We start from the raw sequence: 14,724 nt of genomic DNA, 5'->3' as shown, positions 1-14,724 counted from the left end.
TCAGGGCTCCTCGAAGGCGGGTTGTTGTTCTTTGCGCCGCGCTGTTCATGCACGGGCCTGACGGCACCGTAGCAGGCGATTCAGTCAATCCGCGTCCCGTATCGAAGCGCCCTGCTGCGCGGATCGATATCGCAAAAGACACGGGCCTCGCAAAACGAGGCCCGTGTTTTACGGCAGCGTGAACCGCTTCTTGAATGCGTGAGGGAATTACCGCGCGTCAAACGCCGCGGACAAGCCGCTCGCGCGCTGCACGCTCGCCCGCACTGCCTGCTCGACCAGCGCCATGCCGCCCGCGCTCGCAATCGTCAGGAACCTGCGCGCGCGCGTAATGCCGGTATAGACGAGTTCGCGCGTGAGCACCGGGCTGATCCGCTCGGGCAGCACCAGCGCCGCGTGTGTGAACTCGGAGCCCTGCGACTTGTGCACCGTGAGCGCGAACACCGTCTCGACGGCCTGCAAACGGCTCGGCAGCACCCAATGGATGCGCGACGAGCCATCGCCGGCCGCGAACGCGACGCGCAGCATCGGCTTGCCGTCGCGGTCCGGCCGCGCGAGCGTAATGCCGATGTCGCCGTTCATGAGCCCCAGTTCGTAGTCGTTGCGGGTGACGAGCACCGGCCGTCCCGCATACCACTCGGCGCCCGCGTGAATCAGTTGCTCGTCCTGCAACAACCGCGTAATGCGCCGGTTCAAGCCCTCGACACCCCACGGCCCGCGCCGCAGCGCGCTCAGCAACTGGAACTCGCCATGCGCGCGCAGTACGGCATGCGCCCAGGCGTCAAAGGCGTGGTCATCGGCGTTGGACGCGGGCTTGCGGTCGTGCATCGTCTTCAGATAGTGCCGATAGCCGTGGCGCACGGGCGTCTCGGCAAAGAGGTCGCCGGTCACGCCCGTCGCGGCCACCGCGCCTTCCACAGCCAGCGCCTTCAGCACGGCATCGCCGCGCTCGGGACAGTCCACGTACGCGATGTCGTCATGGCCCTTCGCGAGAATCCTGGCAAGCTCACCGCCCTTGCCTTCGTTGACCGCATGCGCGAGCTTGCCGATCCCGCTCGTCGACGAAAAGCGGTGGCTCTTGCGCAGCATCGCGATGCCCTGATCCAGCGCGCCGCCCGCCGGATCGATGTAATGCGCGGCAACGCGCTCGCCGCTTGCCGCTTCGAGCCAGGCCTGCGTGGCCGGCGTGTAATGCGCGCGCGCGGCCCGGCTGCACAACTCGCCCAGCACCGCGCCCGCCTCGACCGACGCGAGCTGATCCTTGTCGCCCAGCAGCACGATGCGCGCGCCGCGCGGCAACGCGGCGAGCACCGCGTTCATCATCTCCAGATCGACCATCGATGCTTCGTCGATCACCAGCACGTCGAGCGACAGCGGACGGCCCGCGTGATGGCGAAAGCGCCGCGAGTCCGGCACCGTGCCGAGCAGCCGGTGCAGCGTGGTCACGTCGACGGGAATTGCCGCGCGGATCGCTTCGCCTTGGGGAAAGGCGCTGAGCGGCAGTTTCGCCACCGCGCCCGCAATCGACTCGTTCAGCCGCGCCGCCGCCTTGCCGGTCGGCGCGGCGAGGCGGATACGCAACGCGCGCGGCGAGTCGGCGCGCGAGAGCGCCTGGGCCTGCAACAGCGCCAGCAGCTTGACGACGGTCGTCGTCTTGCCGGTGCCCGGCCCGCCCGTCACGATGGCGAACGCGCTCTTCGCGGCCAGCGCGCAGGCCAGCTTCTGCCAGTCGGCTTCGGCTTCGTCGCCGGATGCCGTGGGAACGGCGGGAAACAACGCATCGAGCGCATGCCGCAGCGCATGCATGTCGTATGTGTCCTGCACCGTGTCGTCAGCCGTGATGCGGTCATGGATCGCCCTGCACACGTCCTGTTCGTAACGCCAGTAGCGACGCAGATACAGCCGCTCGTCCGAGAGCACGAGCGGCGTGCCGCCCGGCCCGTCGCTCAGCAAGGCGGGATGAGCCAGCGCCGTCTGCCAGCGTTCGAGCGTCACGCCCTTGAGCACGCTGGACGGCAGCAGATGCGCGTCGTCGTCCTCAGCGCCGGAGTGGCCGCGGGCAGGTGCGCCATCCGGCGGCAGGGACAAGGCGAAAGTGGGATCGGAGAGCGTCGCGGACAAGTCGAGACATGCATGCCCGCGCCCGAGCTGATGGCTCGCGAACGCCGCCGCCAGGATCAGCAGGCCGGAGGCGTCGTCGGCCTCGCGGGCGAGAAACTGGGCGAAGGCGGCATCGACTTCACGCAGCCAGCCGCGCTGCACCCATTGCGTGAGCAGCTGGATCGCGTCATGGGCGCTGTCGAGCGCGCGGCGTGCATCGAAAGGAACGGCGGCCGCAGCCGCAAAAAACTGCGTGCTCATTGTGTCTCCAGTCCGGCGGCAAGGGCGTGTTGCTCGCCCATGAACAAGGCATCGAGCCGTTCGATCAGCTCGCGTGGCGGACGCTCCGCGCACACGCCCTGCGACGGCGCATTCAGGCCGCGCACGAACAGGTAGACCGCGCCGCCCATGTGCACGTCGTAGTCGTAGTCCGGCAGGCGCGCCTTCAGCAGGCGATGCAGCGCGAGCAGATACAGCACCATTTGCAGGTCGTAGCGCGAGCGCAGCATCTGCGCGCGGATCCGCTCGACGGTGTATTGAGCGTCATCCGCGCCGAGCCAGTTCGACTTGTAGTCCGCCACGTAATAGCGTCCGTCGTCCTCGAACACGAGATCCATGAAGCCCTTCAGCATGCCGTTGAGCTGGGTCTGTTCGAGCGCGGGACGCTCGGCGCCGCCAAAGGTAAGCGCGCACACGAGCCGGTCCAGTTCGAGGGTGTCGACACGCTCGGCCGCGAACCAGAACTCCATTTCGCCGATCGCCGTCTTCAGGCCGGCCAGCGTGAACGACGCCGGCCGCATGCCGTAGTCCGGCTTCAATACGAAAGGCGTCGTGATGATCTGCTGCATCCATGCATTGAGTGGATGGATCCAGCGCTCCCAGCCGCGCACGCTGCAACGCCGGGCGATGACTTCGCGCAGTTCGTCCGGGTCGTTCGCGGTCTGCGCGAAGCCCCGTTCAGCGGCCCATTCGAGCAGGTCATGCAGGAAGCTGCCCTGCTGCGAGCCGCGCGGGAAGTCGTGCAAGGCAGCGGCGGTGTCGCTGGACGGCGCCGGCATGCGCGGCGCGGCGGCGTCCGGCGCGGTGTCCTCTGCGCCGCTCGCTGCGTCCTCGCCATCGCTTTGCGCGTCGCGGATCTCGTTGAACACGTCCTGACGGCGCGTTTCCGGCTCGACCGCATGCACGCCGCCTACCGTCTTCAGGCTCGAATAGCTGGCGATCCACCATGCTTCGCGCACCACGCGCGCCGAGACGCGCGCCGCACCGCGCTGCTGCTCCGTTCCATCCGCCTGGAACCGTTCGAGGCCGACCTCGGGCGCGGGCAGCAGCGCCACGTCGTCCGACGCCGCGAAGCCTTCCTGCAACGCCGCGCCGAGACGCGCCGGCCCGAGCGCATGGCGCCCGTTCAGCAAATAGCCGATCGCGCTGCGCTCCAGCGCCTTGAGCGGCCCGATGCCGAGCCACGTCGCGTAACGCGCCCGCGTCAACGCGACATAGAGCTTGCGCAGGTCTTCGCCGAGGCGTTCGTCGTCGGCGCGCCCGAGCATCTCGCCCGCACCGTCGACGGCGACGTGCAGCGCGCCATCGTCATCGTGCCATTTGATCAGGGTGTCGCCGGCATCGACCTGACGGTAGGCGCAGATGAACGGCAGGAACACGAGCGGATATTCCAGCCCCTTCGACTTGTGAATGGTCACCACCTTGACCAGATCGCCGTCGCTTTCCAGACGGATCTGGCGCGCATCGCCGCCCGCGCCGTCGCCGGCGGCTTCGCGTTCTTCGTGCAGATGCCGGATCAAACCCTGCTCGCCTTCGATCAGCACGCTGGCATGCTGCAACAGTTCCGCCAGATGCAGCAGGTCGGTGAGCACGCGCTCGCCGTCGGCGTCCGGGCGCGGGGCGTTTGCATCGAGTCCGAGCAGCCGCGCCGGCACGTGGAAGTCGTTCAGGAACGTGCGCAGCATCGGCAGGATGCCCTTCGTGCGCCAGTATTCGCGATAGCCGCGGAATTGCAGCATGCACGCTTCCCAGCGCGCTTCGTCGCGGAACAGGGCATCGAGATCGGCGTACGACAGGCCGAGCGTCGTGGTGGCGAGCGCATTGCGCACGAGCCGGCCATCTTCCGGTTCGGCGCACGCCGCCAGCCAGTGCGCCACCTCGCCCGCCTGTTCGCTCGCGTACACCGAGTCCTTGTCGGACAGATACACCGAGCGCACGCCGCGCGCGCCCAGTTCCGCGCGGATCTTGCGCGCTTCATCGCGATTGTTGACGAGCACGGCCATGTCGGCGGGACGCAGCGCGCGCTGTCCCGCTGCGCCTTCGAAGCCCGCCGCGCCGCGCCGGCCGAGTTCGAGCAGCCGCACCATGTCGGTGGCGCACGCCGCCGCCATGCGCTCTAGGTAGGCGCCCTTGGCGAGCGGTTCATCGGCGGCCTCGACGCTGCCGGGTGCGAGCGACCACAGCGTCAGCGCGCGCGGCGTCTCGCCTTCCACGACGAAGCGGTCCTTGCGGCCCTGCGCGTCCACGCTCACGAACGGCACCGGGTTCGTTCCGCCGCGCCGGAACAGGAACGCGCCCGTGCCGTCCTCGCGCGTTTCCGCCAGGTTGAAGCAATGGTTCACCGCGGCGACCATCGCGTGCGTCGAGCGGAAGTTCTTCGCCAGCGTAAACAGCCGCGTGCCGCAGGAGCGCCGCGCCGCCAGGTAGGTGAAGATGTCGGCGCCGCGAAACGCGTAGATGGCCTGCTTCGGGTCGCCGATCATGATGAGCGCCGCGCGGTGTTCGTCGCCGTCGGCATCTTCCATGCGATAGACCGCGTCGAAAATGCGGTACTGCACCGGATCCGTGTCCTGGAACTCGTCGATCAGCGCGACCGGAAACTGCCGGCGGATGACTTCCGCGAGGCGCGCGCCGTTCGGCCCCTGCAACGCCGCGTCGAGCCGTTCGAGCAGATCGTCGAAGCCCATCTGCGCGCGGCTCGCCTGCTCGTCGCCGAAGCGCTGCGCCACCCAGCGCGCCGCATGCGCGAGGATCGTGCCGCGGCATGCCTTGATCGCATCGAGCCTGGGCATGAGCGTCGCGAGCGCGTCGAACGCTTCGTGCGCGAGCGGCGTTGCGCCGGGCGCGCAGTGCTCCTCGAGTTCGGCAGGCGACAGCCGGCTGATGGCCGTTTTCGTCAGCTTCGGCTCGTGCAGTTCGGGATCGTTCGCCCAGTCGGTCAGCGCCTGGAACCATTTGCGGCAGGTGGCCGGTGCGTACTTCTTCTTGTCGTAGCGTCCTTCCTTGTGCGCCTGGTCGAGCAGGTCCGACATCTCCGCGGGCCACGTTTTCCACGGCTCCTTCAGCGCCGCCAGCAGTTGCGGACGCGCGGCGAGTTCCTCGGCGGGCGTCTTCGCGTCGGGCAGCAGCGCGCTCACATCGAGCAGGTTGCGCAGCGCCTTTTGCAGCGCCTCGGGTCCCGCTGCCCAGGTCGTGACGGCGGCTGCGTCGTCGGCATTGAGCGGCGCCATGAAGGTGCGCCAGTAATCGCGCACCACTTCCGCAAGCAGGTCGCTCTGATCCGTTTCGAGCGTCTGTTCGAACAGGCTGTCGCTGTCGAACGCATGCTCGCGCAGCATGCGATTGCACCAGCCGTGAATGGTCGACACCGCGGCCTCGTCCATCCATTCGGCAGCGAGCGCGAGACGGCGCGCGCACGCGGACCACAGCGCCGGATCGTATTGCTCGCGCAGTTCGTGCAGCAGATCGTCGGCGACGGCGTCCGGCTCATCCTGGAAGTAGCGCGCCGCTTCGGTCAGCCGCGCGCGAATACGATCGCGCAGTTCCTTCGTGGCGGCATCCGTGAAGGTGACGACGAGAATCTCCGGCGGCGTGAGCGGACGCGCCGGCGCGTCTCCGTGCGTGGCTTCCGGATCGTGGCCGAGCACGAGCCGCACATAAAGCATCGCGATGGTAAAGGTCTTGCCCGTGCCGGCGCTCGCCTCGATAAGACTGCGCCCCGTCAACGGAAAGCGCAGTGGTTCGAGCGGTTGCGGCAACTGGGACAGTTCGGATGACACGGTCATGCTTCGGCTCCTGCGGCGCTATCAGTGGCGGCGGGGTTGCTGGCGAGCGCGGCGAGCATCGGTTCGAGCATGCGCTTCGCATACGCCATGAACTCGCCAGTCGCGACGAGCGCGTCGTAGTCGGGATAGGCGCGCCGCAGCGACGCGCTCTGCTCCACTTCGCCGAACCTGAACGGCGGACTGCCTTCGTAGGTGGAGCGCGCCTTGCCGTGCGCCGCCGCCTCGCCCTTGCTGCTTTCGAACAGCCACTTGAGCGCCGTGTCCAGCGCGAACGGCAAGGGCCGGGTCATGCCCTCTTCCCACAGCCGCATCAGATCGCCCAGATGCGTGCGCGCGTCCTCCTGCGCGACCGGCGCCATCTCGACCGAGCCCTTCTTGCTCACCACCACCGTCGTCACGGCGCTGTCCAGATTCGCGGCCAGATGCTCGACCCACTGTCCGAGCAGCTTCGCGTAGCGATACTGGCGCTTGTCATCGACGAGCGCGCTGCTCGACAGCAGCAGACGCGCGACGCGGCCTGTTTCGTCGGTGCGCCAGTGGCCGAGCCAGTCGGCCAGTTCGAGCGTGTTCCGTGCGACGCCCGCCGTTTCGAAGCGCACCTCGCGATCACGCTCGATCACGACCGGCCAGCGTTCGAGCTGCGCGCGCCAGGCTTCGAAGAGCGCGTCCATTGGTTCGAGCAGCTTGCCGCTCACGTGGTCGCCGAAACCGCCGCTCGCCAGATCGCCCCGTCTGCGGATGGCCGCCATGACCTTATCGCGGGTCTCGGCGAGCGCTTCGTCGGTGAGCGGACCGGCGGCCTGCGCCTGGATCAGCTCGTTCTGCAAGGACCATTGCGCGAGATGATCGAGTTCGAACGGCTCCTCGTCGGCGCTGGCGGCTTCTTCGTCGTCGAGCGACACGCGCAGGCGCTGCCGGAAGAAAGTCTTCACCGGATCCTTGGCGAACTCGGACAGCTCGCGCAGCGACAGCGGCTCTTCGCGCTCGGGCAGGTCGAGCGGCGCGTCATCGGCTGAATGGGCGTCGGCGGCAGGCGTCTTGCGCCAGTCGCCGGCGTAGGTGAAGAGACGCGCGTCCTCGTCACGGAAGTAGGCCGCGCTGAACGGCTGCAAGCGATGCTCCACGGTGATGGCTTCGAGCAGGTTGGATTCGTCGATGGACGTCCAGCCCTGCGCCAGGTGATCCCGCAACTGCCCGATCAGCACCGACGGCGGCCGCTCGGTGTTGTCGTTGATGCTGCGTCCGACCCACGACACATGCAGATGATCCCGCGCCGACAGCACCGCTTCCAGCAGCAGGTAGCGATCGTCCTCGCGCCGCGAACGATCGCCCGGACGATAGTGGCCGCGCATCAGGTCGAAGTCCATCGGCACGCGGGTGCGCGGATAGTCGCCGTCGTTCATGCCGAGCAGGCAGACGCGGCGGAACGGGATTGCGCGCATCGGCATGAGCGTCGCGAACGTGACCGCGCCACCGAAGAAGCGCTGCGACAGTTCGTTCTGGTCGAGCTGCGACAGCCAGTGATCCGCGACCACCGACAGCGGCAGCGCGTCTTCCAGCTGCGCCTCCGTGCAGGCGTCGAGCCAGCCTTGCAGCACGCTGTCGAGACGCGCGAAGGTGTAGGCGTCCTCGGCGTCGTCCGAGAAGAAGAAGGTCTCGCGCAGGCCGCGCAAACGCACGGCCCACTCGGCGGGCGTCGCCGGCGTGCCGAGCGTGGTCCATGCGTGATCGAGCGCGTCGAGCAGGCGCGCGAGCGGGCCGAGCAACGCGGCATCCAGGCCGCCGACTTCGCCGAACGGCTCGATGCCCTGCCACGCCGCCGCATCGCTGCCGACGGCGTAGCCGAGCAGCATCCGCCGCAGGCCGAACGCCCAGGTATGCAGCGCGTCGGCTTCCGCTTCCTTCGGCAAGCCGAGACTCGCGCGCTGCTGCGCGTGCAGCCCCCAACGGACGTTGGCGCCGCGCACCCAGGCGCGCAAGCGCGGCAGGTCGGCGGTCGTGATGCCGAAGCGGCGGCGCAGCGCGGGAACATCGAGCAGATCGAGCAGGTCGCTGACCGTGAAGCGCGAACGCGGCAGATCGAGCAGCGTTTCCAGCGCGCCGATCAACGGATCGGCCGCACGCTGGCCGCGGTCGGCGACCGTGAACGGAATATGGCGCGGGTCGCCGCGTTCCAGCAGACCGAACACGGCCTGTATATGCGGCGCATAGCTCTCGATGTCCGGCACCATCACGATGATGTCGCGCGGGCGCAGGGTTTCATCGGCGTTGAAGGCGGCGAGCAACTGGTCGTGCAGGATCTCCACCTCGCGCTGCGCGCCATGGGCGATGTGAAAGCGGATCGAATCATCGATATCCGGATCGACGGGCGGCCAGGTCTCGCGCGTTTCGTTGAGCGGACGCAGGTCGCGGATGTCGTCCTGCAACTGCTCGAGCATCGTTTCGGCTTCGCGTTCCTCGAACAGGTCGATCCGCTCGCCGATGTTCGTGAATTGCGCGCGATAGCTCTCGCGGGCTTCGGCGCTGTCGAACTCGTCGAGCAGGCCGATGAAGTCGCGACCCTGCTTGCCCCAGGACGCGAGCAGCGGATGCGCATGCAGATGCAGTTGGTCCGCGTTCAGTTCGGCGGGCGCGCCGGCACGCCGCGCCTGGCGCGAGTGTTCGGCGCGCAGCAGGTCCTTGTCGGGAACGATGTCGGCCCAGTAGTGCGCGCAGGGATTCGGCACGCACAACAGCACCTGGCTCCAGCGCGACAGCGCCGCGAGCGCCTCCAGCGACTGGCGCGGCAGGCTCGAAATCCCGAACACGACGATACGGCGCGGCAAGCCTGCGGGGCGCGTGTCGTGAGGCAAGCTGGCGGCGGCGGCCATGAACGCTTCGTGGACGGCGGCGCGCCCGCCCGTCGATGAAATATCGCTGCTTTCGGCGCCCGGCGACTGCGCCACGTCGTCCAGCAACGCGCGCCACAGCGCGGCTTGCCAGCGCTGCTCGTCGGGCAGCGGTTCGGGTTCGCCGCGCGCGCTGATCGCCACGTCCTCGCCTCGTGCCCACGCCGCGAGCCAGTCGGCGCGATACATCTGATACTGCTCGAACAGATCCGCGAGACGCATGGCGAGCTGATAGCGCTTGCGGAGATCGTCGTCCTCGCTGATGAAGCGCCTGAGCGGCTCGAACCCCGGCTGGCCGGCGAGCGCCGGCACCACGCGGATCAGGCGCCACGCGAGGCGCGTGCGGTCGAACGGCGACACTTCCGCGACCTGCTCCGCGCCCAGCACCGCGCGGTACGCCTTCCAGATGAAACGCGACGGCAGCACGATGTCGAGCGCCGCCGCAATCCCGCAGCCGCCCTCGCCGGTCGCGGCACGCGCGGGCGCGGCGAGCGCGAGCTTGAGCCACTGTGCGATCCCGTTGCTTTGCACGAGGATGGTTTCGTTTTCGAGCGGCGCGAGCGGATAGCGCTTCATCCACTCGACCAGCAAGTCGCGCAGACGCTCGGAACGGTTGCCATGGACGAGCATCAGTCCGGGAAACAGGGAATTCGGGTTCAAGCAGACTCCGTATTGAGTGCGGCGGTAGCAGGCGGACGGCATCGGCTGTGGAGCTGTCGATGTGTCGAGCTGTCGGCGGGGATCAATTTTAGCGAATGTGCGGAGGCTTCGATTCGCGTGCGGGGCCTTGCGCGAGACCTCGGTACCCAGTGTGAGGGCCAGGTCGGACATTTCGTGTCCGAAGCGCGGAACAGTGGTCTGTCTGGAAGATGCGCGCCACATTCGCGGCAAACCCGGGATGGCGTTCGCGTGCGCCAGTCCTCAGGAATATGAACGCGCCGAAGCGTTGTTTGCGGCGGCGCTGGTACCGATGGAGAGGTGCGGACGTACTGGTCGAACGGGTTGACGGTTGGTCCGCATGATCGAGGAGCCAGGGGGAATTCGAATGCACCGCGTCACGGCGTCTCCATCCTGCTCCACGCCTCCAGCTTGCCGGCCTGTTTCTGCAGCCATTCCAGCGGGAGCGCCGTCGAGCCCCATTCGTTGCTGCGGCTTGCATACTCGCCCAGGAACCAGAAATGCCGCGCGCAGACAAACCGTGCAATCGCCGCGTAATCATTCGGAGACACCGGCGATACCGCGCGATAACCCTCGACGAAACACGTCCATCGTGCCTGCTGCTCTTCGCTGAGCGCCGCCTCCTCCCTGTGCAGCAACATGGCCCAGAGATAGACCGCAAGGTCATAGGCCAGATAACCCGGGCCTCCGTCGTCGAAATCGAAGAACGAGCCGATGCGCCGGCCATCCGGAGCGCTCGTCATGAACGTGTTGCCGCCATGACAGTCGCCGTGGCAGACCACCCGGGTCAGTTGCCGCGCCGCCTCGATCTTCGCGACCAGGTCCGCAGCAATCTTTCGCAGACGTTCCGCAAGCGCCTCGTCCGTCGATTCGTGATCCAGCAGCCGCTGCAACGGCCGCATGACGAGATGCCCGAGATCCAGCACATACTGACTCGGCGGACCGTCATAATTTCCCGCCAGACGATGCAGCGTCGCAAGGCTGGCCGCCATCGCCTTCGTGTCCTGCAAGTCGACACCGGGAAATTGACCTTCCAGATACTCGAACACGACGAGCGAACGCCGGCCTTCCAGCGCTTCGACTTCGATGCTCAGCGCCCCCGTATTCGTGCCAAGCGGCGCCGCGACATCGCCGCCGGCTTGCTTCAGGTGCCGAAGCAGCGCGGTTTCATACGCGACGTTCGACGCCCCTCTCGCCCGGCGCGAACTCAGCCGGGCAATCTTCTTGTGGCCATCGGCGAAGCGCAGCAGATACACATCGTTGAAACCTCGCCTCAGCAGGCGGCAGGTGAACGGTGCATCGAAGGGATAGGCCGATGCAATGAAGCCGCCCAGCGCGTCGCCGTCTATCGTCGAATACGCCGCACTGAGCGGCCCGGACGATAGCAACTCGAGATCTGTCATGCAGTCGCTCCCCGGTCTGGACTGATCGGGCATTGTGCAGGCATTGGCTTTCAACGAGCCATCGGGGAACGCGACTTTCAGATGCGCTCGAACACCGCCGCGATTCCCTGGCCACCGCCGATGCACATCGTCACGAGCGCATACCGCCCGCCCACGCGCTGCAGCTCGTACAGCGCCTTCACGGTAATCAGCGCACCGGTCGCGCCGATCGGATGTCCGAGCGAGATGCCGGAACCGTTCGGATTGACCTTCGCCGGATCGAGACCGAGTTCCCGCGTCACCGCGCAAGCCTGCGCCGCAAACGCCTCGTTCGCTTCGATCACATCGAGATCGTTCACCGTGAGCCCGGCGCGCTCGAGCACCTTGCGCGTCGCCGGCACCGGCCCGATTCCCATGTAGGCCGGATCGACGCCCGCATGCGCATAGGCAACCAGTCGCGCCAGCGGCTGCACGCCGCGCTTCTCCGCGACACTGCGTTCCATCAGCACGACCGCGGCGGCGGCATCGTTGATGCCCGATGCGTTGCCGGCCGTCACCGTGCCGTTCTCCTTCGCGAACACGGGCTTGAGTCTGGCGAAATCGGCGGGTGAAGCGTCGAGGCGCACGTGTTCGTCCGTGTCGAATACGATCTCGCCCTTCTTCGACGGAATCGTCACCGGCAGAATCTGCTCCTTGAAATAACCGCTGGCGATGGCATGCGCCGCGCGGCGATGCGATTCGAGCGCCAGCGCATCCTGCGCCTCGCGCGAAATCTCGTATTTGCGCGCGACGTTCTCGGCGGTCACGCCCATATGGATGCTCTGGAACGGATCATTCAGCGCGCCGACCATCATGTCGACGAGCCGCGCATCGCCCATGCGCTGGCCGAAGCGCGCGGCCGGCATCGAGTACGGCGCGCGGCTCATGCTCTCCGCGCCGCCGCCGATGGCGATGTCGGCATCGCCGAGCAGGATGCCTTGCGCCGCCGAGACGATCGCCTGCAGACCGGAGCCGCACAGACGGTTCACGGTCAGCGCGGGCGCATGCTGCGCGACGCCGCCGTTGAGCGCCGCCACGCGTGCGAGGTACATGTCGCGCGGCTCGGTGTGCACCACATTGCCGAACACGACATGGCCGACCTCGTCACCCGCCACGTCCGCGCGCAACAGCGCCTCGCGCACGACGCGCGCGCCGAGATCGGTCGGGGATAAGTCCTTCAGGCTGCCACCGAATTCGCCGATGGCCGTCCGCACGCCGCTCACAATCACCACATCTCTGCTCAATTTCAGCTCCATCCGAAAGAAGAGTTTGCTGGCCCGTCTTCACGGGGCGTCAGCCTGGAAGATTCATTGGCCGCCCGCGCGCTGCGCCTCGCGCCAGGCAAGCTGCGCCACGCGCGCGAACCGGTCGCCCATGGCGCGCGCGTCCTCGCTGACCGCAGTGCCCCGCGCGACGCGCGCACGGATGCCATGCAGGATCGCCGCAAAGCGGAACATGTTGAAGACGACGTAGTAGTCGAAGTCCGCGATGGCTTCGCGCCCGGTGCGGCGGCAATAGGCCTGCACGTAGGCCGCTTCGTCGGGCAGGCCGAGTTGGGCGAAATCGAGTCCGCCGATGCCGCCCAGGATATCGGTCGGCAGGCGGTACATCATCGCGTGATAGGCGAAGTCGGCGAGCGGATCGCCAAGCGTCGAGAGTTCCCAGTCGAGTACGGCAATGACGCGCGGTTCGACGGCATCGAAGATCAGGTTGTCCACGCGAAAATCGCCATGCGTCAACGCGGTTTCATCGCGCGCGGGCAGATTCGCTTCGAGCCACGCGATGACGTGATCCATGTCCGCATTGCGACCGGCGGCCTCGTCGCTGAGATACTGCCGCGACCAGCGCTCCACCTGCCGCGCCACGTAACGCCCCGGCTTGCCGTAGTCGCCGAGACCGAGCGCGGCATAGTCGAGACGGTGCAGGTCGGCGAGCGTCGCGTTCATTGCATCGAGGTAACGGAACCGTTCCGCCTGCGGCACGTTCGAAAAGCCCGATTCCCAGAAGATCCTGCCGCGCACCCGCTCCATCACGAAGAACGCGCTGCCCAGCACCTGCGGATCTTCGCAGACGCCGAACACCTTCGGCACGGGAAAGCCGGCCGCGCCGACCGCCGCGATCACGCGCGCTTCCCGCTCCACCGCATGAGCGCCCTTCAGCAGCGGACCCGGCGGCTTGCGGCGCAGCACATACTCGCGCTCGGGCGTGCGCAGCTGATACGTCGGATTCGATTGCCCGCCCTTGAACTGCTCGACCCGCATCGGTCCGGCGAAACCTTCGACGTGCGCCTGCATCCATTGGCCGAGCGCTGCCTCATCGAAGCGATGCGCGTCGCGCACCGGCCCGGTCCCTGCGAAATTCGCCGCGTCAGACACGATAGCTTCCTCCCAGCGCGGCCCGCTTGATCTTCTTGGCCAGCGACCACTTGTGCACTTCGGTCGGACCGTCGTAGATGCGGAACGCGCGGACCTCGCGGAACAACTGTTCCACGATCGAATCGCGCGAAACGCCCGACCCGCCCATCACCTGCACGCAGCGGTCCGCCACCCTGAACAGCGCGTCCGATACCGCGACCTTGGTCATCGAGCTTTCGGTGGTGCCGAGATCGCCCTGATCGAGCACGCCCGCGCACCAGTCGATCATCAGCGCGGCCTGTTGCAGGTCGATGGCGTTGTCGGCCAGCATGAAGCCGACGCCTTCGTGATCGATCAGCCGCTTGCCGAAAGCGTGGCGCTTGCTTGCATAGTCCACCGCGATCTCCTGCGCGCGCACCGCGAGTCCGAGCCAGCGCATGCAATGCGACAGACGCGCCGGCGACAAACGGATCTGCGCGTATTCAAAGCCGCCGTGCACCTCGCCCAGCACCGAGTCCGAGGCCACGCGCAAGCCGCGAATGGCCACGCGCGCATGGCCGCCCGGCATCGAACTGTCGATCGTATCCAGCACCCGCACGATCTCGATGCCCGGATCGGGCAGCGCCGCGAGGAACATGGTGGCGCGCGGCTTGTCGCCATCGTCGGTGCGCGCCATGACGATGCCCACTTTCGCCCCGACCGCACCGGTGATGAAGGTCTTGTCGCCGTCGATGATCCACGCGTCGCCGTCGCGCCGCGCCGTGGTCCTGAGCATGCCCGGGTCCGAGCCCGCGCCGCCGTCTTCGGCGGGTTCCGTCATGAAGAACGCCGAGCGCGCTTCGCCCGCGACGAGCGGGTCGAGGTAACGCGTCTTCTGCGCGGGCGTGGCCACTTTGCCGAGCAGGTACATGTTGCCTTCATCGGGCGCCATCGTGTTGACGGCCACCGGTCCGAGCGGCGATAGCCCCGAACGCTTCAGCACGGCGGCGGTTTCGAGTTGGGACAGATGCGCGCCGTCGGACAGGATGTGCGGCGTCAGCACGCCGGCCTCGCGTGCGAGCGCCCGCAACTCCGCGACCAGTTCCGCCGAAGGACCATGTGGACCGAGGCGGCCATCGCCTTCATATGGAATCACGCGTTCACGAACGAACGCTTCGACGCGGTCCGCGATCTCGCGGCTGCGTGCAGTGGGAGGAGCGGTCAGCATGGGTCGATGGAGTGA

Annotated in this window: 7 protein-coding genes; all 7 read right to left on the bottom strand. The window is 67.5% G+C overall.

Translation table 11 applies throughout. The features are described 5' to 3' along the window. Positions 1–207 precede the first annotated feature (207 nt). Positions 208–2,358 carry an exodeoxyribonuclease V subunit alpha gene (gene recD / locus QCE69_RS25080; RefSeq protein WP_309933576.1) on the bottom strand — a complete coding sequence of 717 codons (2,151 nt, stop codon included), beginning with the start codon at positions 2,356–2,358 and terminating at the stop codon, positions 208–210. Further along, on the bottom strand, positions 2,355–6,161 hold the full coding sequence (gene recB / locus QCE69_RS25075; RefSeq protein WP_309933573.1) for an exodeoxyribonuclease V subunit beta: 3,807 nt from the start codon (positions 6,159–6,161) through the stop codon (positions 2,355–2,357). The genes recD and recB overlap by 4 nt, the downstream gene beginning before the upstream one ends. After that, positions 6,158–9,709, bottom strand: coding sequence for an exodeoxyribonuclease V subunit gamma (gene recC / locus QCE69_RS25070; protein ID WP_309933572.1), 3,552 nt, complete (start codon positions 9,707–9,709; stop codon positions 6,158–6,160). The genes recB and recC overlap by 4 nt, the downstream gene beginning before the upstream one ends. A gap of 395 nt (positions 9,710–10,104) precedes the next feature. Continuing rightward, positions 10,105–11,130, bottom strand: a complete 1,026-nt coding sequence (locus QCE69_RS25065) for a phosphotransferase (RefSeq protein WP_309933571.1) — start codon at positions 11,128–11,130, stop codon at positions 10,105–10,107. Positions 11,131–11,207: 77 nt separating this feature from the next. Continuing rightward, entirely contained in the window at positions 11,208–12,392 is a 1,185-nt protein-coding gene (gene bktB / locus QCE69_RS25060; RefSeq protein WP_309933568.1) for a beta-ketothiolase BktB, read from the bottom strand. Between the two features lie 63 nt (positions 12,393–12,455). Beyond that, positions 12,456–13,523 (bottom strand): phosphotransferase family protein, encoded by a 1,068-nt coding sequence (locus QCE69_RS25055; RefSeq protein ID WP_309924082.1) that lies wholly within the window; start codon positions 13,521–13,523, stop codon positions 12,456–12,458. Continuing rightward, positions 13,516–14,709, bottom strand: a complete 1,194-nt coding sequence (locus QCE69_RS25050) for an acyl-CoA dehydrogenase family protein (RefSeq protein WP_309933566.1) — start codon at positions 14,707–14,709, stop codon at positions 13,516–13,518. Before QCE69_RS25050 ends, QCE69_RS25055 begins: the two co-directional genes overlap by 8 nt. Positions 14,710–14,724 lie beyond the last annotated feature (15 nt).

It is taken from the genome of Caballeronia sp. LZ032, assembly GCF_031451315.1.
Classification (GTDB): domain Bacteria; phylum Pseudomonadota; class Gammaproteobacteria; order Burkholderiales; family Burkholderiaceae; genus Caballeronia.
The sequence above is the reverse complement of the archived record's forward strand: the minus strand, read 5'-3'. Positions and strand labels throughout refer to the sequence as shown.

Excerpts from the sequence above, each read along its gene's own strand:
- recD (WP_309933576.1), bottom strand. The coding sequence starts at position 2,358 with ATGAGCACGCAGTTTTTTGCGGCTGCGGCCGCCGTTCCTTTCGATGCA.
- recB (WP_309933573.1), bottom strand. The coding sequence starts at position 6,161 with ATGACCGTGTCATCCGAACTGTCCCAGTTGCCGCAACCGCTCGAACCA.
- QCE69_RS25065 (WP_309933571.1), bottom strand. The coding sequence starts at position 11,130 with ATGACAGATCTCGAGTTGCTATCGTCCGGGCCGCTCAGTGCGGCGTAT.
- QCE69_RS25050 (WP_309933566.1), bottom strand. The coding sequence starts at position 14,709 with ATGCTGACCGCTCCTCCCACTGCACGCAGCCGCGAGATCGCGGACCGC.